We start from the raw sequence: 24,382 nt of genomic DNA, 5'->3' as shown, positions 1-24,382 counted from the left end.
GCCCCGGCCGCGCCTCACCGCGCGCGCGCCCCGAGGGGCGCGCCGCGGCTCCCCACCCGCTGCAGGGCGTAGGCGATGCCGCTCTGGAGCGTCCCCTGCGTGACCACCGAGCCGAGGTCGATCTGCAGGGCGGTGAGCGTCTGGGCGACGTCGGGGCGGATGCCCGTGATCACCGCCTGCGCCCCGAGCAATCGGAGGGCGACGGCGGCGTTGATCAGCGTGCTCGCGACGTCGGTGTCGACCGTCCTCACGCCGGTGATGTCGATGATCACGACCTCGGCGCCGGTCGACTCGACCCCCTGGAGCGCCGTGCTCAGGACCTGCTGCGCCCGCTGGCTGTCCATCATCCCGATGAGCGGCATGACCATGATCCGGTCGGTGATCGGGATGATGGGCGTGGAGAGCTCCGCCAGGCGGGCGCTCTGCACGCGGATGATCTCCTCCTGGAGCTCGGCGCGGGCGTGCTCGCTCCGCTCCCGCTCCGAGAACTCGACCCGGACCCGCTCCTCGGCGCGGTGCAGCGCCTCCGTGCGCTTGTGCAGGTGCGCGTACAGCACCGCGTTCTCCACCGCGGTCGCCGCCTGCGCCAGGAGGAGCTTCGAGAGCTCCAGCCGGGCCGACGTGAACACGTTGGTGGCCGTGCTGTTCTCCAGGTAGAGCACGCCGGTCGTGCGCCCCTGGTGCACCATCGCCAGGCAGAGGATCGATTTCGGGTCGTTCGCGGCCACGTAGGCGTCGGCGGCGAAGCGAGGCTCCTGGCTCGCGTCCGCGAGGACCACCGGCAGCCGTGTCCGCGCGACGTACTGCACGATCGACGACGGGACCTCGGCGCTGCCCTCGACCGGGATCGGGTGACCCACCCGCGCCGTGTTCGGATCCACCGTGATGGTCGCCTCGATCACCAGCTGCTGATCCCGCTCCAGGACGAGCACCCCCTTCTTGGCCCCGGCGTTCTGGATCGCGATGTCGAGCAGCCGGTGGACCACGCTGTCGAGGACGACCTCGCCGGCGATGGCCTGGGCGGCCCGGATGACCGCCTCGACGTCGAGCACGCTGGTGCTGAGCCGCGTCGTCGAGGTGGTCTGGACCGTGGTCCGGGCGAGCTCCAGCATGCCGGGCGGCGCCGACGTGAGATCGACCCTCGTCACGAGGTGCGGCGCCTCGGCCGTCAGGCGGTCCGCCTTGGCGGTGGCCCCCCACTGCATGTAGCCGTGGTGGGCGTCGGTCATGTAGGCGCGGGCGCACCGCGTGAGGCCGCTCCCCCGGTAGAACCTCGCGGCGAGCTCGCTCGCGATCGCCTGGTCGCGCGTGAACCCGGCCTCCTCGGCGCCCTCGATCGCCCGGTCGTAGAGCAGCGCCGCGGCGTGCCGGTCGTCGCCCGAGACGCGCGCGAGCTCCGCCGAGACGAGGAGGTGCTTGTGCCCGTAGGTGCTGGGGCAGCGCTCGGCCCAGCGGGCGAGCTTCTCCCGTTGCGCCGCGATCGCCGCGACGATCCGCTCCTTCTCCGAGGCCGGCGCCCCGTCGCACGAGGCGGCGAGGCTCAGGCACGAATAGAAGACGAGCTCGGTCGCCCAGAAGTTGTTCGCGCTGCCGGCGGTCATCTTCTCCACGGCGGCCATCAGCGAGCGCGCGGCCCCGTGGTCGCCGTAGAGATACGCCAGCTGGATCTTCTGCACATGATACCAGGCGGCCACGTACGTGAGCTCCGGGACCGAGATGGCGCCGGCGAACGCGGCCTCGTCGAAGGCGCCGTCGCCCAGCGTGTGCGCCCCGTCGGTGCGCCCCGCGAGGTTCGCGACGACCTGCTTGGCGCACGTGAGGATGAGCGTCGTGAGCTTGTCGTTGGTCCGCCGCATCAGCGCGAGATCTTGCTCGATCTCCTCGGCCACCGCGCCGAGATCTTCGCCGAGGCCCAGGCTCGCCGAGACCATGTGAATGCAGCAATAGGACGAGTACGCCAGGTCTCCGGACTCCAGGCCGGCCTGCCGGGAGCGGGCGAGGAGCTTGATCGTGTCCCGGAGCGGCTCGAAGAAGTGGAGGATGGACGCGTAGGTCGTGAGCAGCATGCACGCGATGCGCGGGCTCGGGATCCGCTCGTTCAGCTCGATACCGACCTTGGCGAACTCGTACGCTTCCTTGAACCGATCCTCCGTGGTCCTCGGCGCGAAGACGCCGTCGATCAGGAGCACCGCGTAGAGCACGTACGCGTACGCCGAGGTGCTCGCGTGGCCGTGCTCCATCGCGAGGTTGATCTGCATGATGAGCGTGAGCGGGCCGAGGACCGGCAGGCCGAGCGCGGAGGCGGGCTGCGTCAGGTCGGCGAGGAGGCGGAGGACGGCCTGCTTCTCCGGATCGGCGGCGGTGGGCAGCCCCAGGAGATCGGCGATCGGGCGGCCTGCGAGGTGGGCCTGCATCGCCTCGAGCTCCCTGCCGAGCCGCGCGCCCTGCTCCTCGGCCGCCCTGGGGATGTCGACCCCGAGCAGCGCGAGGGCCTCGAGGCCGCGCGCCACGACGTCGGAGAGCTCGCCGCGCATCAGGTGGAACGACATGCGCAGGTTGAGGACCTGCGCGCTGTCGAGCCGCGTCCTCGCGCGCTCGAGGAGGTCGCCGAACAGCCGCTCGCCGGCGTCGAACTTGCCGGTCAGGCACAGGCACTCCGCGAGCCCGAGGGTCAGCGCGAAGGTGAGCTCGTGCTGCTCGTCCCAGCGCCGCGGGCCGAGCGCCGTGGTCCCGGCCTCGAAGTAGCTCGCGGCCGCCTCGTACGCCGCGCCGGCCTTGGCCTTCCTGCCCGCCTCGAGGTTCAGGCGCGCGAGCGCGACGCGCTCTTCCGGCGCGGCGATCCGCGCCATGCCGAGGTTCATGTGGGTCGCGATCTCGAAGACCTTGCCCTCGGCGCCTCCGGGGTCGCCCTGCGCGCGCAGGAGCCGACCGATCTGGAGGTGGACCTCCTGCTTGCGGTCGTCGTCGAGGAGCCGGTAGGCCGCCTGCTGCACGCGGTCGTGCAAGAACCGGTAGGCGGCGTCGACCGAGAGCTCCGGCTCGTCCGCCTCGCCGGCCATCGCGTCGCTCACGGCCGCGTCGAAGAACCTCGAGTCCGCGCCGACGGCGAGGATCAGTCCCTCGCGGAGCGCCGCCGAGAGCTCGTCGGCCACCGCGCCGCGCGGCTTGCCGGCCACGGTCGCGAGCGTCTTCAGGTCGAAGCGGTAGCCGATGCACGCGGCCAGCGTCAGAACGCGCTGCGCGCGCGCGTCGAGCTCCCGGAGCCTGCCCGCCATGAAGTCGACGACGTTGTCCGTGACCTTCCTCTCTTGGATGCGCGGCAGATCCCACGCCCACGCGCGCCGGGCCGGGTCGAAGGCGATGAGCCCCTCGGCGTGGAGCGCCCTCATGAACTGGTTCATGAAGAACGGGTTGCCGTGGGTCTTGCTCATGACATGGCGCGCGAGCGGCTCGGCCCGCTCCGGATCGCAGGAGAGGGCGTCGGCGAGGAGCCGCGTCACCACCGGCAGATCGAGCGGCCCGAGGTCGATCCCCCCGACGCTCGCCCCGGCCTTGCGCAGCGCCGAGAGGGTGATCGAAAAGAGGTGGCTCTCGTCGACCTCGTTCTGTCGGTACGCGCCGATCACGAGCAGGTGCTTGATCTCCGGCGCGGTCAGGATCTGCTCGAGGAGCTTCAGCGACGCCGGATCCGCCCATTGCAGGTCGTCGAGGAAGACGACGAGGGGGTGCTCCTGGGCGGGGATGGCGCCGCAGAACTTCTGGAAGGCGAGGTGGAAGCGCGCCTGCGCCTCGGTCGGGCCGAGCGGCTCGACGCCGGGCTGGGGGCCGAGGATGTGCTCGAGCTCGGGGATGAGGTCGACGAGGAGCGGCGCGTTCTGCCCGACGGCGGTCGCGATCTTCTCCGTCCAGAGCCCGAGCGCCTCCGCCGGCTCGGTCAAGAGGGCGCGGACGAGCTCCCGGAAGACGTGCGCCACGGCCGCGTAGGGCACGGTCCGGTTGATCTGGTCGAACTTGCCGGCGACGACGTATCCCTTGCCCTGCGCGACGGATTTCTGGATCTCGCCGACGAGGAGCGACTTGCCGATGCCGGCGTGGCCGGACACGAGCAGGAGCTCGCGCGCGCCCTGGTGGATGCGCCGCCACGCGCCTTCGAGGACGGCGAGCTCCGCCTCGCGGCCGTAGATCTTCTGCGGGATCCGCAGCTCGTCCACGTAATCGTGGCGCCCCAGCTCGAACGGCTCGATCCGCGGCCCCGCCTCGAGCTGCGCGAGGCACGCCGCGAGATCCATCCTGAGCCCGTAGGCGCTCTGGTACCGATCATCGGGGCTCTTCGCCAGGAGCTTCATGATGATGTCGGACACCGGGCGCGGTACGTCGGGCGAGATCTGCGCCGGCGGCGGCGGGAGCCTGGCGATGTGGCAGTGCACGAGCTCCAGGAGATCCTTCGTCGGGAAGGGGAGCCTGCCTGTGACCATCTCGTACAGGGTGACCCCCAGCGAGTAGAGGTCCGTGCGCAGGTCGATGACGCGGTTCATCCGCCCGGTCTGCTCCGGCGACATGTACGCCAGGGTGCCCTCGAAGGCGGCGGGGCTCTTCGAGCGCTGCGCCTCCTGGGAGAGGCGCGTGGCGCTGCCGAAGTCCATGATCTTGGCGTTCCACGTGGACGCGTCGACCATGATGTTCTGCGGTTTGATGTCCATGTGGACGACGCCGCCGCGATGGATGGATTCCAGCGTGCTCGCGACGGAGATCGCGATCCGGAGCGCGTCTCCTAGGATCAGGGAGCGCGCGCCGATGAGCTCATGGAGCGTGCAGCCGCCCGCGTCTTCCATGATGAGCGCGAGGCTGGCCCCTATCTTGACGACGCCGAGGGCCTTCACGACGCCGGGCAGGGCGAGCTCCCTGGCGATGGCGTACTCGTAGCGGAGCCTCGCGACGTCGGCCGGGGCGGGGCGATCGTTCCTGAGGCGCTTGACCGCGACGGGGGCCCGGTCGTCGTTTCGATATCCCCGGTACACGGTCGATGCGGCCGATTCGTGGATGAGACCCGTGAGCGTGTAGCCGGGGATACCTATCATGAATTACTTGTAGAGCGCTTCTCTGCGCTGCATCAAGCGGCACCGCGCGATCGGTCGAGGTAACACGTGGTGGATAAACGTGGCACCGATGGGCGGGTGTCGTGAGGGCGGCTGGGCGCGCGTGTCATCAGCTGTCGAGTGGGATGACGCGGGGAGCGGCCGTCCGGGGCGCCGCGCAACCCGGACGCCGCGGCGCGATCGCTGCCTCCAGCGCCGACCGTCGCGGCGTCCCGGAATACCTGACACAAGGTGTCAGGATTTCCGTGCGAAGGTCGCTCGCCTCGGCAAGCGAGGAAGGAGACGACGGATCATGAGCGGAGCACTTCACGGCAAGGTGGCGCTCGTCGCGGGCGCGACGCGCGGGGCGGGCAGGGGGATCGCGGTCGCGCTGGGCGCGGCGGGGGCGACCGTGTACGCCACGGGCCGGACCACGCGCGCGCGGCGCTCGGAGATGGATCGACCCGAGACGATCGAGGAGACCGCCGAGCTGGTCACCCAGGCCGGGGGCAAGGGGATCGCGGCGCAGGTGGATCACCTGGAGCGCGAGCAGGTCCGCGAGCTCGTCGCGCGCATCGAGCGGGAGCACGGCCGGCTCGACGTGCTGGTCAACGACATCTGGGGCGGCGAGCTCCTGTTCGCGTGGAACACGCCGCTCTGGGAGCAGTCCCTGGACAACGGGTTGCGGCTGCTGCGGCTGGCCATCGACACCCACATCATCACGAGCCACTGCGCCCTTCCGCTGCTCATCAAGAGGCCCGGCGGGTTGGTCGTCGAGATCACGGACGGTACGGCCGACTACAATGCAGGGCACTACCGCGTCGCCTTCTTCTACGACCTGGCCAAGGCCGCGGTCCTCCGCATGGCGTTCGCCCAGGCCGAGGAGCTGCGGGCCCACGGCTGCTCGGCCGTCGCGCTGACGCCGGGGTGGCTGCGCTCGGAGGTCATGCTGGAGCATTACGGGGTCACCGAGGAGAACTGGCGAGACGCGCTCTCGAAGCAGCCCCATTTCGCGATCTCGGAGACCCCCGCGTACGCCGGCCGGGCGGTGGCGGCGCTCGCGGCCGATCCGGAGGTGGCCAGGTGGTCAGGGCAGTCGCTGTCGAGCGGTCAGCTCGCGCGGGTCTATGGCTTCACGGATCTGGACGGCAGCCAGCCCGACGCGTGGCGGTACCTCGTCGAGGTCCAGGACGCCGGCAAGCCGGCCGACGTCACCGGGTATCGCTAGCTCCACCCACCAGGAGTCCGGCAGGGATCCGGAGAGGGAGAGAGCTCAAGGCAAAGGCGCAAAAGAACAAGTGCGGGCCGGCGGTTTGTTCCGGATACCGCTCCTCGGCATCTTCCACCCGCCGCCCGCGCCGAGCGTTCGAATCCCTTCTCCTCCGCCGAGATCCGTGCGGCTTACTGCGCGGCCGCTGGATCCATCCACACCACCTCCCAGTGGTGCCCGTCGAGGTCCTCGAAGCTCCGGCTGTACATGAACCCGTGGTCCTCCGGCGGCCCCGCCTCCTTGCCGCCGCCGGCGAGCGCCTTCGCCACCATCGCGTCCACCTCGGCGCGGCTCTCGCACGAGAGCCCGAAGGCCCCCTCCACGTGCGTCGCGGTGTCGCAGATCTCCTTCTTGGTGAACGTCTTGAAGAACGGCTCGACGAGCAGCATCGCGTAGGCGTGCTCGCCGATGAGCATGCAGGCGGCCTCCTCGCCCGTGACCTTCGGGTTGAACGTGAAGCCGAGGGCCTTGAAGAACGCCTTGGTGCGCTCGAGGTTCTTGATGGGCAGGCTGACGAAGAGCTTGTGGGACATGAGGTTGTGCTCCTTTTGCCCCATGGACCCCCCGCCCGCGGAGAAGTCATCGGTCGCTCGAAAAAAATCTTCGCGCCCTGCTCCGGACGCGGAGCGCGCTCGAGGTGCTCGGCCGGACCGCGAGCCGAAGCGTCGCCAGCAGGGCGCCGATGCGCTGCCCGCGTCAGCGCGCCGCGCCGGCGCCGGCGCGCCGGCCCACGACGATGTACTGCTCGGGCAGGTCCTCCGCGACGATCTCGGGCGAGAGGCCCCCGGCGCGGAGCTCGGCGGCGACGGCCTCGGCGGGGATGCGGTGGTCCTTCGGGGGGCCGTGGCTTGCGGCCTCGGTGAAGTCGACGACGACCACGGCGCCGTCCGGGCGGAGCGCGGCCTTCAGCTTCGCCGCGTAGGCGGGGCGATCGGGGATGTGGTGCCAGGTGTCGACCACGAGGATGCGGTCGACCGAGCCGGGGTCGAGCCCGGGATCGTCGGGGCGGACCTGCCGCGCGGTGACGTTGGCGAGGCGCTCGCGCGCGGCGCGCTCCGTCATGTACCGGACCATGTCCTGCTCGATGTCGAGGCCGATGACCGCGCCGGCCGGTCCGACCGCGCGGGAGAGGTGGGGCAGGAAGTAGCCCGTGCCGGCCCCGAGATCCGCGACCCGCATGCCCGGGGCGATCCGCATGGCGGCGACGACCTCCGCCGGCTTTTGCCAGGCGTCGCGCTCGGGTCCCTCGAACGCGGGCACCCAGTCCTCGGCCCGCTCGAAGCGGTGCACGAGCGGCCCAGGGCCGTGGCCGTGCCCAGGGCCGTGGCCGGCGTGATGGCCGTGCCCAGGGCCGTGGCCGTCGTGCCCCGCGCCCTGCGGGCCCTGCGACGGGGCATGACCCGCGTGCGCGGCCTGCGCGCCGCTCGCGGCGTCGCGCTGCCCGCCGCCCGCCGGCGCGGCGGCGTCGGGCGTGGCGCTGCAGCTGCTGAGGAGGGCGGCGAGGGCGGCGCAGGTGGCGGCGAGGCGAGGGCGGCGGTGCATCCGCGCTCCCTACCACGAACGCGGCGCGCCGGTCCCAGGGGCCCGCCGCTCGCGCGGCGCGCCGGTCCCAGGGGCCCGCCGCTCGCGCGGCGCGCCGGTCCCAGGGGCCCGCCGCTCGCGCGGCGCGCCGGTCCCAGGGGCCCGCCGCTCGCGCGGCGCGCCGGTCCCAGCGGCCCGCCGCCCCCTCGCGAGGCAGGCCGAGCTACCGGGAGCCCGCGGCCGCCGCCGGCGCGGCGGCGCGGCCGGGGAGGAGCAAGGCGCAGCCGAGCGTCAGGAGCAGCGCCGCGCCGAAGATCGACGTGGCCATCGTGTGCTCGCGCATCACCACGTCGCCCGCCGGGCGGTCGGTGAGCACGAGGCCGAGCACGGTGAGGCCAGCGATGCCCCCGAGGTAGCGCATCGTCGCGGTGAGGCCCGCCGCCATGCCGCTCTTCTCCCGCGGGACATCGCTCATCGCCGCGGACTGCGACGGCGCGGACGTCAGGCCCAGCCCGGCGCCGAGCAGCACGAGCGCGGGGATCGCGTCCGAGAGCGCGCTCAAGGGCCGCGCCGCGAGCAGGAGCATGCCGACCAGGGCGAGCGAGCAGCCGGCGAGCGCCACCGCGCGCGGCCCGAAGCGGTCGGAGCCGCGCCCCGCGAAGGGCGAGACGACCACCATCGTCCCCATCATGGACAGCAGCGTCGTGCCCACGTCGCGCGGGCCGACGTGGAACAGCCGCCCCGCCACCTGCGGCAGCTCGAAGATCGTCGCGTACAGGGCGAAGTTCTGGATCGCGATGAGCAGGCTGCCGCCGACGAACGCGCGCCGCCGGAACAGCGAGAAGTCGATGACGGGATCCGCCGCGCGCCGCTCCCAGAGCACGAAGGGCACGAGGCCGAGCGCGCCGAGCGCCGCGGCCCAGCGGAGGTCGGCGGCCTCGAGGCCGAGGGCGAGCCCGACGAGCGACCCGCCCAGCAGCGCCGAGCCCACCACGTCGAAGCGCGCTCGCGGCGCGGCGGGCGCCGCGGCCGCGGGGCGCGGCGGCGCGCCGGCGTGCGCGAGGGCGGCGGAGAGGAGCAGCACCGGGACGTTCGCGAGGAAGATCGACGTCCACCCGAACGACCCCACGAGCAGGGCCCCGATCGCCGGTCCGGTGCCCGCCGCCACCCCCATCACCGCCCCGAAGGTGCCGAAGGCGCGCCCGCGCACCTCGGGCGGCAGCTCCGTGCGGAGCAGGGCCGTCGCGCTCGGGACCACGATCGCGCCGCCCGCGGCCATCAGAACGCGCGCCACCGCGAGCGCCGGGAGCACCGGCCAGAGGTAGGCGAGCGCGGCCCCGACCGAGAGCAGGAGCTGGCCCAGCCCGAGCGCGCGCCGGTGGCCGAGGCGGTCGCCGAGCTTCCCGCCCGGGCTCTGCAGGACGATGTTCGTGAGCAGGTAGCTCGTCACGAGCGCCTGCCGGAGCGCGCCGGAGTCGGCGCGGAGCGTGCGCGCCATCTCCGGCAGCGCCACGGCGACCATCGTCGAGTTGAGCGGCGCGAGCGCCGCCGACAGCGCGATGGCGGCGAGCAGCCGCACCGGCAGGCGCGACGAGGCTTCAGCCACGGCCGCGCTCGTCCGCATCGCCCTGACGGCCGACCTGGCGGAGGAGCGCCACCCGGCCCTCCGTCCCGTCCACGACGATCTCCTGGCCGTCCGTGATGCGCTCGGTCGCCCCGGCGGCCCCCAGCACCGCCGGGATCCCGTACTCGCGCGCGACGATGGCCGCGTGGGAGACCGCGCCGCCGGTGTCGGTCACGACGCCCGCGGCGAGGGTGAAGAGCGGCGTCCACGCGGGGTTCGTGTAGCGGCAGACCAGGATCTCCCCCGCCTTCAGCCGCTCGAACTCGCGCGCGTCGCGCACGATGCGCGCCTTGCCGCGGACCACCCCGGACGACGCCCCGACGCCGCGGAGCTCGTCGCCCGGGGCGCCTCGCGCGCCCGCCTCGAACGCCGTCCTCTGCCACCGCGCGTTGACCACCCCGTACGTGGCGCGCCGCCGCTGCACGAGCCGCTTCACCTGCTCGAGCGGCGGCGCCTCCCCCGTGAGCCACGCCCGGACCTCGGCCTCCGTCAGGTAGAAGACATCGTCGGGGCTCGGCAGGTGCCCGCGCTCGACGAGGCGCCGCGCGATCTCGGCCACGATGGCCTGGAGCGCGGAGTACGAGCGCACGAGATCGAAGTGCGTGCGCTCCCGGAAGGCGATCGCGCTCCGCAGCCGCTCGACGTTGCGGCGGAAAGCGTCGGCCAGTCCCGGCACGAAGCGGAGCGCGCGGGTGACCTCCTCGAGCGCCGCGTGGTAACGCGCGAGCCCGGCCTCCTCGGACGGTGGCTCGGCGGCGTCGAGCAGGCCGCGGAGGAGCCCCCACACGGGCGCGGGATCCTGGCGCCACGTCGGCGCCGAGAGGTAGAGCCCCGCGCTCTCCCGGTGCCCGTGCTCGTCCAGGAACGCCTCGACCTCGGCCAGCGTTGCCCGGCCGGCCTCCGAGGCGCGCAGCGCCTCCGGGCGCCCCTCGCGGATCGCGCCGGCGACCTCCGGACCGGCGCTCGCCGCCCGGCGCGCGAGGCGGAAGAGCGCGAGGTTCACGTCCGACGTCCGGGTGTGCACGCCCGAGACGAGGTCGCTCATGACGGTCGCCGCGCGCTTCGGCCCCACGGCGAGGGTGACCGGAACGCGGAGGGCGACCGCGGCCAGCTGGCTGGCGCTCCTCTCGAACCGCTCGCCCAGGACCGCGGTCGTGGTCTCCGCGATCCGGTCGGCGCGGCGGAGGAGCGCGGCGCCGTCCAGCGCGCGGAGATCGACCGGCGCGCAGGCCGGAAGGAGCCGCTTGAGCCCGTCAGCTTCCCACCACGCCATCGCGTCGTCGCGCAGGCTGGCCGCGACCTTCCGCGGCAGCCGGAGCAGCCGGAGGGTGGGTCGCATCCGCGGCGGGACGAAGATCGGGCGCCACAGCTGGTCGACCCACGCGCGCTCCTCGTCCTCGTCCACGTCGAGCCCGACGAAGCGCACCATGCGCACGAGCGCGGGGAGCGTCATCCGGAAGCCCCATTGATCGAGCGGCTTCGGCGCGACGGGGAACCGGTCGTTGTCGTTGGCCTCGAGCATTCTCCGCTGCATGCGGCTCAGCTGCGGGGGCGGCGGGAGGGGCTCGATCTCGGCCTCGCCGAGCGTGGTGATGGGGCGCGACTGGAGCAGGTGCAGGGAGCCCCCGGCGATGGCGAACTCCACGTCCTGCGGACAGCCGAAGTGGGCTTCGAGGCGGAGCCCGAGGCGCCCGAGCTCGAGCACCAGGGCGTCGCTCGGCGCGGGGCGGCCGGCCTCCCGGCGGTCGCGGTCCTCGATCGCGAGGTCGTCCGCCCCGGGGTGCGCGGCCCCGTTCGTCGTGCCCGCGCCGTGCGCCGCGGCCCCGTTCGTCGTGCCCGCGCCGTGCGCCGCGGCCCCGTTCGTCGTGCCCGCGCCGTGCGCCGCGGCCCCGTTCGCCCTGTCCGAGCCGTGCGCCGCGGCTCCGGCGAACGGCGCGCGCCGCAGGCGGTACACATCGCCGGTCGTGTGCCCGGAGACCACGGCCTCGCCGAGGCCCGGGGCGACCTCCAGGAGCATGCGGTCGGCGCGCTGGGCCACCGGGTCGACGGTGAACAGGACGCCGGCGAACTCGGCCGGCACCATCCGCTGCACCACGACGGCGATGTGGACGCCCAGGTGATCGACGCCGCGCGCTGCCCGGTAGGCGAGGGCCCGCGGGCTCCAGAGGGACGCCCAGCACCGCCGCAGCGCGGCGAGCAGCGCGTCCTCCCCGGCCACGTCGAGGTACGTCTCGTGCTGGCCCGCGAACGAGGCGTCGGCGAGGTCCTCCGCCGTCGCCGAGGAGCGCACCGCGACCGGCGGCGCGCCGAGCTCGCGGTACGCGTCGCGGACCGCGCCCTCGATCCCGGGCAGCAGCGCGCCCCCCTCGAAGAGCTCCGCCGCCGCCGAGGCCGCGTCGTCCCAGCGCCTCGCGTCGAGGTGCGCCGCGAGGCGCTCGGCGAGCCCCCACGCGCGCGCCTGCTCGGCATAGGCGCCCGCGCTCACCACGAACCCGGGCGGTACGGCGAGCCCGAGCCGGAGCAGCTCACCCAGGTTGGCTCCCTTGCCGCCCGCGGTGGAAAGATCGGCTCGGGATAGCTGGCTCAAGCGATGAACAAGCATCAGGCGCCTCCTTTGGCCAAGAAAGGTCGCTTCCCCCTGCGCCCCGAGCTCCGCGGCGTCCGCCCGCCCTCCGGGCAGCGCCTCGCTCGAGCCGCCAGCGTCAGCGTTCTGTGAGAATCGTCACCAGGAAGTCATTGTCCTGTAACACGATAAGTATCAGGATACTTATAAATGGCAAGGCCGCGGAACATCACGGACGCACAGATCCTCGACGGGGCGCGCGCGTGCTTCCTGGAGCACGGCGCCGGCGTCTCGACGACCGTCATCGCGGAGCGGCTCGGCATCTCGCACGGCGTGCTGTTCCAGCGCTTCGGCACCAAGGAGCAGCTCCTGCGCGCGGCGTTGCAGCCGTCCATGGAGCCGCCGTGGATGGCGCGCGCCCGGTCGGGCCCGGACGACCGGGACGCGCGGATCCAGCTCCTCGAGCTCGGCGAGGAGATCTCCGCGTACCTCGAGCGGATCGTGCCGTGCCTGGCGGTGCTCCGATCGGCGGGCATGAGCGTCGAGTCGATGGCCGACCGGCGCGAGGATCTGCCGCCGGTCCGCGCGCGGCGCGAGGTGGCCGCGTGGTTCTCGCGCGCGATCGCCCGCGGGCTCCTGCGCCCGGTCTCCGCGGAGCACGCGGCCGATCTCTTCCTCGGCGCGCTGCACTTCCGGCCGTTCCACCAGCACCTCTCGAACCAGGGGTTCGACCGGGCCGAGAGCCGGGCCTACCTCGCGTTCGCGATCGACGCGATCTACCGGACGCTCGCGCCCGCCGCGGGGCGACCGTGACGCGCGCCCGCCGCGCCGCGCCGGTCGGGGCGCGGCGGCGGCGGGGGGGCGCCACGGTGGGCTCAGCGCTCGATGGCCTCGACCCGGTGGCCTCGGCGGCGCGCCCGCGGGCGCGGGGCGGCCGCGCTGCGCGTCACAGGTGTCTGGCGCTGACGACCTGGGGCTGCCACGCCGCCCCGGTCTTGTTGGCGCAGAACCCGAACGACGTCGACCCGCCGGTGTCGAGCTGGCCGCTCGACGGCGTGCTCGTGGCGGTCATCTCGCTCCCATCGAAGCCGAAGCTGGCGTTCCAGCTCGAGTTGACCGTCGATTGCCCGAGGTCGATGACCGTCTCCCACCCCCAGATACCGAACCTGCGCCCGTTGGTCACGGTGACGTTGGCGCAGTAGCCGGTCGCCCAGTCGGCGTTCAGCTGGATGCTCGCCGTGACGGCCCCCGGGTTGGCCGGGGCGTCGGGGATGTCGGTGCGCCAGGTCGTGCCGTTTCCGAAATAGCGCGTGATCGGCACCCAGTTGTTGCTGAGCATCGGGTTCGGCTGCCCCGCCGGGACCGGCCGGGTCGCGAACTCCGCCAGCGTGTTGAAGTAGGTGAGCTCGCTGTCGGTGAGATCGCGGCCGTGCGCCTCCACGACGAACGCGATGTGGAAGTCGCGCTGCGCCGTCGCCGGCGCCGGGGTCCGCACGCCGAGCTGCGCCTGGATCTGCGCGATCGTCACGGTGGCCTGGACCGAGGGGATCACCGTGTCGCAGTAGTCGAAGAGGCCGCCGCCGTGCCTGCGGAGCGGGGGGACCATGCTCCCCGGGATGAGCCCCATCATGTAGAGATCGAGCGGCGAGGCGGTGCTCGCCCCGCCGCGACCGTTGCTGTCGCAGTCGAGGGTGAAGGTGCCGTTTCCGTTGTCGATCCACTCCATCCCGCCGAGCAGGCTGGCCGCGCTGGTGGTCGGCAAGTAATGGAAGCCGTCGGTCATGCCGAGATCGTAGGGGAGGTAAGCGCCCCACTGGTGGAGCAGCTCGTGCACGAAGTTGCTGCTCAGCCAGCCCCGGCGCAGGTTGTCGAGCACGGCGACGCCCTTCAGGCGGCGGCTGTAATACGACTGGGAGTAGTCGACCGGATCGCGCCCGATCCCCGTATAGTCGATCTTCACGGCGGAGTGGACGCCCGAGTTGCCGTTGCTCGCGCTGCCCGGCCGCTCGAGGTGCGACGTCGCCGAGAGCACCGCGAAGTCGAAGACGTCCGGCACCACCTCGTACATGTCCGAGAGCATGCCGGCGACGTCGCCGCCCGCGCCCCGCAGCAGCCGCTGGCTGTCGGCGCGCGCGTCCCGCACCTCGACGAGGTGCGACGCCGCGCGGTACTTCGGGCTCAGGACCCGCCGCGGCGCGACCGGCACGCTGGGCGCGAGCGCGCCGACCTGGGGGCGGATGAAGAACGTCACGGTCTCTCCCGTCGCCTTCGTCATCACCAGGTCGCCGACCTCCAGGGCATAGAGGCCAGCCGGGCTGTCCGGGCTCGACTCGTAATGAGCGGGGAGCGGAAACGGCGGCGTGGGGTCGAAGCGGAACGGCCCGACCGAGAAGATGCCGTCTCCGGCGACGCGATCGGCGCCCACGCCGTCGTCGCGCAACGTCAGGTCGCTTGGGCCCTCGAGCTGGATCGCGAGCCCGGTGAGCTCGACGCTCACCACGTCGTCCACGGGGTCGACCTCCAGCACGAACTCCTCGGATCCGTCGCTGCGCACCACGCTCGGGACCGTCTCCCACGCGTGCTCCAGCCCCGTGAGGTCGCCGGCGACGAGCGCCTCCTGGCCCGACAGCACATCGCTGGATCCCGTCGACTCGAGGGGCGCGGGCTCGCCGCCGCAGCCGCCGAGCAGCGCGCCGAGCAGGCCGGCGCAGAGCGCCCCTCGCGGCGCCCTCGCCGGCCGTGTTGAAATAGCAAGATCTCGCCGTCCTGCCCCGCTGCAGGCGGGATTTCGATGGATGACGTCCAACCAAGCCATCTTCGTGATCTCCGGGTTGCGCCGTGTCGCGCTGCGCTCGTGCGCGGCGCCGTGGCGTGCCGAGCCATGTAGGTCGCGGGGCGCTGCCCTTCCAATGCGAAGGCGGCATGCGCGGGATGCACCGCGTGCATCTCGCCTCGATGGACCTCGTCGACCCCAGATCGCCAACGCGGCGTGCGTGCCGGTCGCGTCGGCCGGCGCGCGCGCTGCGCTGCTGTGCGCGAGCGATCGCGCCGCCGTCCTGCAACGCGAAACGCCCAGCTCACCCCATGTGGAAAATTCCACCTCGGCTCCTGCAGAAAGCTCCACCTCACCCTGCCTGGAAATATTCACTTCCCCCGCACCTTGGCCGGCTCCCAGCGCCGTCGGCGGACACATTTGTCACGCGATAGAAGCACGATTGACATAATATTGCCTCGGACCGCCGAGCTGAGGAGCGATCGATGAACTTACGGAGTCTGCGTTATCTCTTGCCTTTCGCCGCGCTGGCCGCCGCTCCGCTCATGGGCTGCGGCGGATCCGAGGATCCCGGCGCGTCCGGGACCGGCGCCGGCGGGAGCGGCGGTGGAAGCGGCACTACCGGCACCGGCGGGAACGGCATGGGCGGTGACGGCACGGGCGGCGTCGGCACGGGCGGGAACGGCACGGGCGGGGACGGGGCCGGCGGAGACGGCGGCGCGGGCGGCAGCCCCAAAGACGAGCCCGATTACGACCGCGCGTTCCCGCAGGACCGGGTCCCCCGCATCGACATCACCATCGCGCCCGAGAAGTGGCAGGAGATGATCGACGACATGGCGTCGATGATCGGCGAGTTCGGCGTCCAGGGGCCCGGCGTATTCCAGCCGCCGCAGGAGTGGGTCGACGCCTGCAACGAGCTCGTGGCCGGCGACGAGTGCACGATCGAGCTCTTCGGGTCCCCCGCCGAGGGGACGTGCTCGGTGCTCCCCGGCGGCCTGACCTGCCTGCCGAAGCCGCAGGATCCCGGCGAGTTCGAGCCGCCGCAGGACTGGATCGACGCCTGCAACGATCTCGCGGTGTCCGACCCCTGCACGATCGACATCTTCGGGACCGAGACCCCGGGGACGTGCACCGAGGAAGAGGCGGGCCTGGCCTGCATGCCGGCCGGGCCGGGAGGGCCAGGGGGCGATCCCGGGCTCAGCAGCAGCGTCGACCTCATCCCGCGCTCGCCGGTCTACGTCGAGTGCGAGGTCGCCACCGAGGATCGGAAGTGGCAGCACGTCGGGATCCGCCTCCGGGGCAACGCCAGCCTGCTCCTGCCCTGGGGGGCGGGCAACTGGAAGCTGCCGCTGCGCCTCAACTTCGACCGGTTCGAGGACGAGTATCCCGAGACGAAGAATCAGCGGTTCTACGGGTTCGACGGGCTGGCGTTCACCAGCAGCTACCTGGATCCGTCGCTCCTGCGCGAGAAGCTCGGCACCGACATCTTCGCCAAGGCGGGGATCCCCGCGCCCGCGACCGCGTTCTACCGGGTCTTCATCGATCACGGGGACGGACCGATCTACTTCGGGCTGTACACCGGTATCGAGGTCCCATCGGACAACTCGTTCCTGGACAGGCACTTCGGCGGCCACAAGGGCAATGTCTACAAGCCCGACGGCACCGGCGCGCGGTGGGAGACGTGGGACCCCGACACCCTCGTCAAGGAGAACCACGAGGAGGAGGCCGATTTCTCGGACGCGCGCGCGCTGTTCGACGCGCTCCACGCCGACCGGACCGACGCCGCCGCCTGGCGCGCGGGGCTCGAGGCGCGCCTCGACGTCGACGGCTTCCTCCACTGGCTGGCGCTGAACACGGTGATCGAGGACTGGGACGTGTACGGCCGCCTGCCGCACAACTACTACCTCTACTCGGACCCGAACAAGGGCGGGCAATTCACGTGGATCCCGTGGGACCACACCTTCGCGTGGACGGACCCCGACTCGGTGGGCGCGAACATCGGGCTGAAGGCGCTGCCCCTCGACATGTCCGAGGTGAGCGAGCAATGGCCGCTCATCCGTTACCTGCTCGACGACCCGGTCTACCTCGAGATCTACCGCGACTACGTGAGGCAGGCCGCGGAGGTGGAGTACGAGCCGGCCGCCGCGGAGGCGTGGTTCAAGGCGGCGCACGACCTCATCGCGCCGTACGTCGTGGGGCCGGAGGGCGAGATCGAGGGGCACACGCACCTCGCGTCGCCCGCGGACTTCGACAACGGCCTCGCCACGCTGATCGCTCACGCCAAGGGGCGCGCCGCGGACGTGGAGGCGTACCTGGCGCAGTGACGCGCCGGGCCGGATCGCCACCAGGATACAGCGTGCGTCCGCGCAGGTGGTGCGCGCGTGTGCGCGCGACCGCCCGATTGCGGGGACCGCGTGCGAGGCCGCGGTGACGCAAAGAGAGCTCAAAAACGTCGTGGATTGAATTTGCAGGTCGCGACGGACATCGTATGCACAGGATCGGGGGGGGCGCACACGTCGTGTGCGACGAATTACCTGATCTTGCCAGGGGGTGTTCGATGCTGTTGTCCGGACATGACCAAAAGGACGCGTGTACCCCACACAACACCGGCATGGGAGGGCGTAGATGGAAGGGGCTGCTCTCGGCGGCGATATCGGCCGCCGCGCTCGTGGGGTCCGAGGACGCCAGAGCCAACCAGGAGGTCCGCGACTGGAACACGGTGATGGCGCAGATGGAGCCGCTGACGGGCTTCTTCATGGCGTCGAGGCTCTCGGCGCTCCTGCACGTCTCGATTCACGACGCGCTCAACTCGATCCCCGAGGCCGCGCGCTACGAGACCTACCTGCCGCCCGTGGACGCCGAGGGGCCCGCCTCCCCCGAGGCGGCCCTGGCCGCGGCAGGGCGGACGATGCTGGCGACGTACATCGATTTCTACTCGAACCAGAGTCTCCCGCCGGAGTTCGCGAACCCGGGCCTCCAGGACCTCTTGCCGATGGTGGAGGCCGTCTACGACGCGCAGCTCTCGGCGATCCCCGACGGCCCCGAGAAGGAGGAGGGCATCCGGATCGGCGAGGCGGCGGCGATCAACCTGTGGAACGAGCGCCTCGGCGACGGGTGGAACAATCCGGATGATCTCGAGTTCGAGTGGCCCGACAACGACGGCGACGGCGACCCGATGACCGGCCTGCCGGGGGAGTACGTCATGCTCGACCCGGCCGACACGTTCCCCGGCACGTCGCAGCCGTTCTTCTTCTGGTGGGGGGACATGACCCCCTGGACGATGCGGGACAACGACCAGTTCCTGCCCCCGCCGCCGCCCCGCCCCAGGAACGGCGCGTTCCGCAGGGACCTGGAGGAGACCCGCGCCTACGGCGCCGTGGACAGCACCGTGCGCACCCCGCAGCAGGCCTTCGAGGCCCTCTGGTGGGAGGCCTGCGACGGGTTCGTCTTCAGCGGCACGTACGCGTTCACCCGCCAGCTCGTCTCGGACTTCGAGCTGGACAATTACGAGGCCGCGCGGGTGTTCGCGCTCGCGATGCTCACCCAGGCCGACGCCATGATCTCCAACGTGAACAGCAAGAATCACTACAACTTCTGGCGGCCGATCACCTCGATCAACGACTACCATCCGGGCTCGGACTGGAAGCCGCTCATGACCACCTCGCCGAACCAGGAATACCCCGCCGGCCACCCGATGGTGAGCGGCGCGACGCTCTACGCGCTGATGGAGTTCTTCGGCGGCGGCGACCTGGATGAGCCGCTCGTCGGGACGAACACGTGCGGAGACATCGTGTTCGACTCCCTCAAGGACGCCGTCGAGGGGGTGATCAACGCCCGCGTCTGGGGAGGCATCCACTACCGCGGCTCGGGCGAGGTCGGGGCCAGGACAGGCAAGAAGATCGCCAAGTACGTGCACCAGCGCTTCCTCGAGCCCCTGTAGGCCCGTCGCGCGGCGTGCTCAGCCGCTTCGGCGCCGCCGGACGGTGTGCCTTCATGCGCCGACACGACCTCATGATGGCACCGCTCGGAATGTTTTCGTTCCCACTTGTTTGAGCCAGGACAACCGGAATAGTATGGTCTCCTGACCAGGGGGGCCTTGGTCTTGCCGGTTCGGACGCCGCCACGCGCTCGTGGCCGCCTGTAGTGTCTGTGGGCCTGGGTGATGTCTTCGCTCGGGGGATGCTACATCGGCCTCCAGCGCACGGGCAGCTTCGAGCCGGGCTCGATCGCGGGCGTGGGAGGTTTGAGTGAGCCGGTTCACAATCACGGAGGAGATCCAATCGGGTCTGGATACCGCTCTCTACCGCGGTTACCGGAATTCCGATCATGCGCCGATCTCGGTGAAGCTCCTCAAGCGCTCACACGAGAGCCCTCGAGAAGTCGCGAAGCTCCGCTACGAATACATGATGATGCGCGACCTCGGGCTGCCCGGGGTCGTCACGGCGTACGGCCTGGAGCGGCACGAGAGCGGCCTCGCCCTCGTCATGGAGGACCTCGGCGGGCAGGCGCTCCACGACGTCCTCAAGGCGCAGCGGCTCGACCTCCGGACGGCGCTCAGGATCGCCGCCTCCGTCGCGGAGACCCTGGACGCGCTCCATCGCCGGCACGTCATCCACAAGGACATCAACCCCAGGAACATCCTCGTCAACGTGCGCACGGGCGCGGCGAGGCTGAGCGACCTCAGCGTCGCGACGCGCCTGTCCCAGGAGACCCAGCCGGCCCAGAGCCCCGACGCGATCGAGGTGAGCCTCGCCTATATGTCGCCGGAGCAGACCGGCCGGATGAATCGCACCCTCGATCACCGGACGGACCTCTACTCGCTCGGCGTCGTGATGTACGAGGCGCTCACGGGCCGCCTGCCGTTCCCGTCGTCGGACCCGATGGAGATCGTGCACAGCCACATCGCGAGGAGGCCCGCGCCGCCTCACGAGGTCTCGCCCGAGGTCCCGAGGGTGGTCTCGGACATCGTGATGAAGCTCCTCGCGAAGGCCGCGGAGGACCGCTACCAGGGCGCCTTCGGGCTCGCGGTCGATCTGCGCGAGTGCCTGGCGCAGCTCGAGGCGAGCGGAGAGGTCGCGCCCTTCCCGCTGGGCCAGCGCGACCTCTCCGGCGAGCTCCACATCCCCCAGCGGCTCTACGGCCGCGAGGCCGAGACAAGGGATCTCCTGCTCGCGTTCGATCGCGTGGGCCAGGGCGGCGTCGAGCTGCTCCTGGTCGCCGGCTTCTCGGGCATCGGCAAATCGGTGCTCGTCAACGAGGTCCACAAGCCGATCGCGGCGCGGGGCGGCGCGTTCATCTCGGGCAAGTTCGACCTCCTGAACCGGAGCGTCCCGTACGCGCCGATCGCGAACGCCTTCGGGGACCTCATCCGGGGGCACCTGCAGGGCTCCGACGAGGAGCTCGCGGGCCTCAAGGAGCGGCTGCTCGCCGCGCTCGGGCCGAACGCGCAGCTCGTGATCGACCTCATCCCGGAGCTCTCGGCCATCCTGGGGCCGCAGCCGGGCGTGCCGGAGCTCGGGCCCACCGAAGCGCAGAACCGGTTCGTCATCGTCTTCCAGAGCTTCCTCCGGGTCTTCGCCACGAGGGAGCGCCCGCTGGTGCTCTTCCTCGACGACCTGCAGTGGGCCGACTCGGCGTCGCTCCGGCTGCTCCAGGCCGTCCTCGCGAACCCGGAGAACGCGTATCTCCTCGTCCTCGGGGCGTACCGCGACAACGAGGTCGGCCCGGCCCACCCGCTCGCGCTGACGGTCGAGGAGATCAGGAAGGCGGGGGCGAAGCTCGGCGAGATCACGCTCAAGCCGCTCGCGCCGTCGACCGTCGCCCAGATCATCGCCGACACCTTCGCCACCGACGCGGACCGGGTGGCGCCCCTCGCCGCGATCGTCTCCGAGAAGACGCAGGGCAACCCGTTCTTCATGAGCCAGCTCCTCGGGGCGCTCCACCGGGACAAGCTGATCGGCTTCAACGCGGGGACCGGAGCGTGGGAGTGGGATCTCGCGCGCATCCAGCAGGCGGACATCACGGACAACGTGGTCGTCCTCATGGTCGGCAAGATCCGGAAGCTCGCGCCCGGCACGCAGCGCATCCTGAAGCTCGCCGCGTGCATGGGCCACCAGTTCGAGCTGAGGACGCTGGCGATCATCCACGAGAAGACGCCCGCCGCGACGGCCGCCGATCTGTGGGAGGCGCTCCGCGAAGGGTACGTCGTGCCGCTCACGTCCGAGTACCGCTTTCTCCACGCGCCCAGGGGAGAGGACGTCGAGGACCAGCACGACCTCGAGGCGCTCCGGATCTCGTACAAGTTCTTGCACGACCGCGTCCAGCAGGCCGCTTACTCGATGATCGAGGAGGACCGCCGGCAGGAGGTCCACCTGCGGATCGGCAGGCTGCTCAGGAGATCTCGCGCGGACGAGGGGCACGTGGAGGACGTGTTCCAGATCGTCCACCACACGAACCTGGGCGCCGCGCTGATCGCCGAGCGCGGCGAGCAGGTGGACGTCGCGCGGCTGAACCTCGCGGCCGGCAAGCGGGCGAAGGCCGCGACCGCGTTCCAGACCGCGGTCGGGTATTTCCGGGCAGGCGCCGCGCTGCTCGGCGAGGCCGGGTGGGGCGACGAGTACGCGACGACGTTCGAGCTGTCCGCCGAGCTCGCCGAGGGCGAGTACCTGATCGGCCGCCACGAGGAGGCGGAGGCGCTCTTCGACGTCATCCTGCGCCGGGCGCGATCGACGCTCGAGCGCGCGCAGATCCTCAACCTGCGGGTCGTCCTCTACTGCATGCAGATCCGGTATGTCCAGGCCATGGACGTCGGGCGCGCCGCGCTCGCGCTCCTCGGCATCCGCGTGCCGGAGGCGGAGGACGAGTGCCGGGCCGCGCTCGAGGCGGAGCTCGCGGCGGTGCGCGTGAACCTCGGCGGGCGCCGGATCCGCGAGCTCATCGACGCGCCGTCGATGACCGATCCCGAGCAGCTCATCGCGCTCAAGATCCTGGCGAACCTGTGGGGGGTGGCGTTCATCATCAACCCCGTGCTGCTCGCGCTGGTCTGCGTGATGCCGGCGAACATCTCCCTCAAGCACGGGCACTCGGAGGAGGCCGCCTTCGGATACCTGACCTACGGCTTCGTGCTGGCCACGCGCGGCGAGTACGACGCAGCCCACGAGTTCGGCCAGCTCGCGCTGGATCTCAACGAGAGATACAACAACATCTCGATCAAGTGCCGGCTCCACTACATGTTCGCGCTCAACGTGAGCTTCTGCAAGAAGTCGCTCCGTCTGTCGCTCGAGCATGCCCGGCGCGCCATGCGCGCAGGGCCCGAGTCGGGCGACCTGAACTATCTGTCGTATACCCTGTCGAACATCGTCTGGACGCGGATCGCCCTGGGCGACGAGCTCGGCGCCGTCGGCGAGGAGATCGAGAAGCTCCTCCTCCTTGTGCGGCAGACCTACAACGCGGCGAGCACGGCGAACGTGACGATCGGGCGGCAGCTCGTCGCCTGCCTCCGGGGACGCACGGCGGGTCTCCACTCCATCGGGGACGAGACGCTGGACGAGCCGGCCTTCGTGGACAGCATCGTGGCGCCAGAGCTCGTGAGCACGCTGTGCTGGTACGCCGTGGCCAAGCTCCGGCTGGCGCTGCTCGCCGAGGACTACGCGGGCGCGATCGAGATGGGGACCATCGCCGACCAGACGATCGGCGGGAGCGCGGGCCTCATCCTGTCGGTCGACATGGCGTTCCACCTGTGCCTCGCGATCCTGGCGCTGCCCCCGGCGCGGGCGGCCCGGGAGCCGCTCGGCGGCATGCTCGCCCGCTACCGGGGCAAGGTCTTCTCGTACGCCGCGGGCTGCCCCGAGAATTTCGAGCACAAGCGCCTCCTGATCGAGGCGGAGGAGGCGCGCGCCGCCGGGCGCCGGGTCGAGGCGATGGACCTTTACGACCGGTCGATCCAGGCGGCCAAGACGAACCGCTTCGTGCACGACGAGGCGCTCGCGAGCGAGCTCGCGGCCAGGTTCTACCTCGGCCTCGGCCGGGACAAGGTCGCCGGCGTCTACATGACCGAGGCCCACCGGTGCTACCGCGCGTGGGGCGCGTCCGCGAAGGTGGCGCAGCTCGAGGGGCGATACGGCGCCCTCCTCGCCGCGCGCGCGCCCTCGGCGTCGGAGCGGCTCGGGCTGCCGGCGGGGCCGTCGGCGATCGATCTGATGGCGGTCATCAAGGCGTCCCAGGCGCTCTCCGACGAGATCGACCTGGAGCGGCTGCTCCAGAAGCTCATGAGGATCACGATCGAGAACGCGGGCGCCGAGAAGGGGTACCTGCTCCGGGAGCAGGCGGGGACGCTGCTCCTCGAGGCGGAGGCGTCCGCCGCCGGCATGGTGGTGAGCGTCCGCAGCCCCGCGGTGCCGCTGCCTTCGTCGGCCGCGCCCATGACCCTGCTCGGGCATGTCCGGCGGGCGAGAGAGCGCGTCGTGCTCGACTATGCTGCGGGCGAGCCGCGGTTCGCGGACGACGAGTACGTGCGGCTGAACCGGCCGAAGTCGGTGCTGTGCATCCCGCTCCTGCGGCAAGCGGCGCTCGTGGGTCTCCTCTACCTGGAGAACAACCTGACCGCCGGCGCGTTCACGCCGGAGCGGGCGCTGACGCTGGATCTCCTGGCGTCGCAGGCCGCGAGCTCGCTGGAGCACGCGCGGCTCTACGCGGCGCTGTCGAGGGAGAACGCCGAGCGCCGGCGGGCGGAGGAGGCGCTCCGGGAGCTCAACAGCGAGCTGGAGCTCCGGATCCAGCAGCGGACGGCGCAGCTGCGGGTGGCCAACAAGGAGCTGGAGGCGTTCAGCCACTCCGTCTCGCACGATCTGCGCGCGCCGCTCCGGGTCATCGACGGGTTCAGCCTCGCGCTGATCGAGGATTACGGCGACAAGCTCGACGAGGAGGCACGCGACTTGCTCTCGCAGGTGCGCCGGGGGAGCCAGCGGATGTCGGAGCTCATCGATGACATGCTCAGGCTGTCGCGCGTGACGCGCGCCGAGATGCAGCGCGAGCGCGTCGACATGAGCGCGCTCGCGCGCGAGGTGCTCGCCGCGCTGCAGCGTCCAGAGCCGGAGCGCGCCGTGGAGTGCGTCGTCGCGGAGGGCGTGGCGGCGGACGGCGACCCTCAGCTGCTCAGGATCGTGCTGGAGAACCTGCTCGGCAACGCGTGGAAGTTCACGAGCAAGCGGGCGGACGCGCGGATCGAGCTCGGGCAGATGGAGGGTGGGCAGGAGGAGCAGCGGGGCGGCCGCGCGACGTATTTCGTGCGCGACAACGGGGCCGGGTTCGACATGAAGTACGCCGCGAAGCTGTTCGGCACGTTCCAGCGCCTGCACACCGAGGAGGAGTTCGCGGGGACCGGCGTCGGCCTCGCGACCGTACATCGCATCGTCGAGCGCCATGGAGGCCGCATCTGGGCCGAGGGCGCCGTCGGCCAGGGAGCGACGTTTTATTTCACGCTCTAGGCCGGGTTTTCATCTGTTCGCGAGGAACGCCATGAACCACGGAACGAACCCCCTCGTCGATGACAACGCGC

At 71.6% G+C, this 24,382-nt stretch carries 11 protein-coding genes; 5 read left to right on the top strand and 6 right to left on the bottom strand.

What is annotated here, in order from left to right; all coding sequences use genetic code 11:
* Nucleotides 1-14: 14 nt before the first annotated feature.
* Nucleotides 15-5,078 (bottom strand): protein kinase domain-containing protein, encoded by a 5,064-nt coding sequence (locus tag WMF20_RS24050; RefSeq protein WP_437616939.1) that lies wholly within the window; start codon nucleotides 5,076-5,078, stop codon nucleotides 15-17.
* 310 nt (nucleotides 5,079-5,388) lie between these two features.
* Between WMF20_RS24050 and WMF20_RS24045 the strand changes: the two genes are divergently transcribed.
* Nucleotides 5,389-6,303 (top strand): SDR family oxidoreductase, encoded by a 915-nt coding sequence (locus tag WMF20_RS24045; RefSeq protein WP_437616938.1) that lies wholly within the window; start codon nucleotides 5,389-5,391, stop codon nucleotides 6,301-6,303.
* A gap of 173 nt (nucleotides 6,304-6,476) precedes the next feature.
* Here WMF20_RS24045 and WMF20_RS24040 read toward each other — a convergent pair whose 3' ends face one another.
* The 4 genes from WMF20_RS24040 to WMF20_RS24025 form a co-directional block, all read right to left on the bottom strand.
* Nucleotides 6,477-6,878, bottom strand: coding sequence for a VOC family protein (locus WMF20_RS24040; protein WP_437616937.1), 402 nt, complete (start codon nucleotides 6,876-6,878; stop codon nucleotides 6,477-6,479).
* A gap of 163 nt (nucleotides 6,879-7,041) precedes the next feature.
* Nucleotides 7,042-7,887, bottom strand: a complete 846-nt coding sequence (locus WMF20_RS24035; protein ID WP_437616936.1) for a class I SAM-dependent methyltransferase — start codon at nucleotides 7,885-7,887, stop codon at nucleotides 7,042-7,044.
* 202 nt (nucleotides 7,888-8,089) lie between these two features.
* Nucleotides 8,090-9,472 (bottom strand): MFS transporter, encoded by a 1,383-nt coding sequence (locus tag WMF20_RS24030; RefSeq protein ID WP_437616935.1) that lies wholly within the window; start codon nucleotides 9,470-9,472, stop codon nucleotides 8,090-8,092.
* Nucleotides 9,465-12,077 (bottom strand): PEP/pyruvate-binding domain-containing protein, encoded by a 2,613-nt coding sequence (locus WMF20_RS24025; RefSeq protein ID WP_437616934.1) that lies wholly within the window; start codon nucleotides 12,075-12,077, stop codon nucleotides 9,465-9,467. The genes WMF20_RS24030 and WMF20_RS24025 overlap by 8 nt, the downstream gene beginning before the upstream one ends.
* Before the next feature lie 186 nt (nucleotides 12,078-12,263).
* On the opposite strand from WMF20_RS24025, the gene WMF20_RS24020 reads away from it, so the two are divergent.
* Nucleotides 12,264-12,866: a TetR/AcrR family transcriptional regulator gene (locus WMF20_RS24020; RefSeq protein ID WP_437616933.1), complete on the top strand. Its 603-nt coding sequence runs from the start codon at nucleotides 12,264-12,266 to the stop codon at nucleotides 12,864-12,866.
* 133 nt (nucleotides 12,867-12,999) lie between these two features.
* Here the strand turns inward: WMF20_RS24020 and WMF20_RS24015 are convergent, their stop codons facing one another.
* A complete protein-coding gene (locus tag WMF20_RS24015; RefSeq protein ID WP_437616932.1) occupies nucleotides 13,000-14,868 on the bottom strand; it encodes a cellulose binding domain-containing protein in 1,869 nt (622 codons plus the stop codon).
* 443 nt (nucleotides 14,869-15,311) lie between these two features.
* Here WMF20_RS24015 and WMF20_RS24010 point away from each other — a divergent pair, with 443 nt between their 5' ends.
* The 3 genes from WMF20_RS24010 (at nucleotide 15,312) to WMF20_RS24000 (ending at nucleotide 24,311) form a co-directional block, all read left to right on the top strand.
* Complete coding sequence (locus WMF20_RS24010) at nucleotides 15,312-17,150, top strand: CotH kinase family protein (RefSeq protein WP_437616931.1); 1,839 nt, start codon at nucleotides 15,312-15,314, stop codon at nucleotides 17,148-17,150.
* Between the two features lie 287 nt (nucleotides 17,151-17,437).
* Nucleotides 17,438-18,766 (top strand): vanadium-dependent haloperoxidase, encoded by a 1,329-nt coding sequence (locus WMF20_RS24005; RefSeq protein ID WP_437616930.1) that lies wholly within the window; start codon nucleotides 17,438-17,440, stop codon nucleotides 18,764-18,766.
* A 307-nt stretch (nucleotides 18,767-19,073) separates the two neighbouring features.
* Entirely contained in the window at nucleotides 19,074-24,311 is a 5,238-nt protein-coding gene (locus WMF20_RS24000; RefSeq protein ID WP_437616929.1) for an AAA family ATPase, read from the top strand.
* Nucleotides 24,312-24,382: the final 71 nt, after the last annotated feature.

The organism is Sorangium sp. So ce834 (assembly GCF_051521425.1).
GTDB classification, from domain to species: Bacteria; Myxococcota_A; Polyangia; order Polyangiales; family Polyangiaceae; genus Sorangium; species Sorangium cellulosum_D.
Note: the sequence above shows the minus strand (reverse complement) of the source record. Positions and strands in the feature narration are given on the sequence as shown.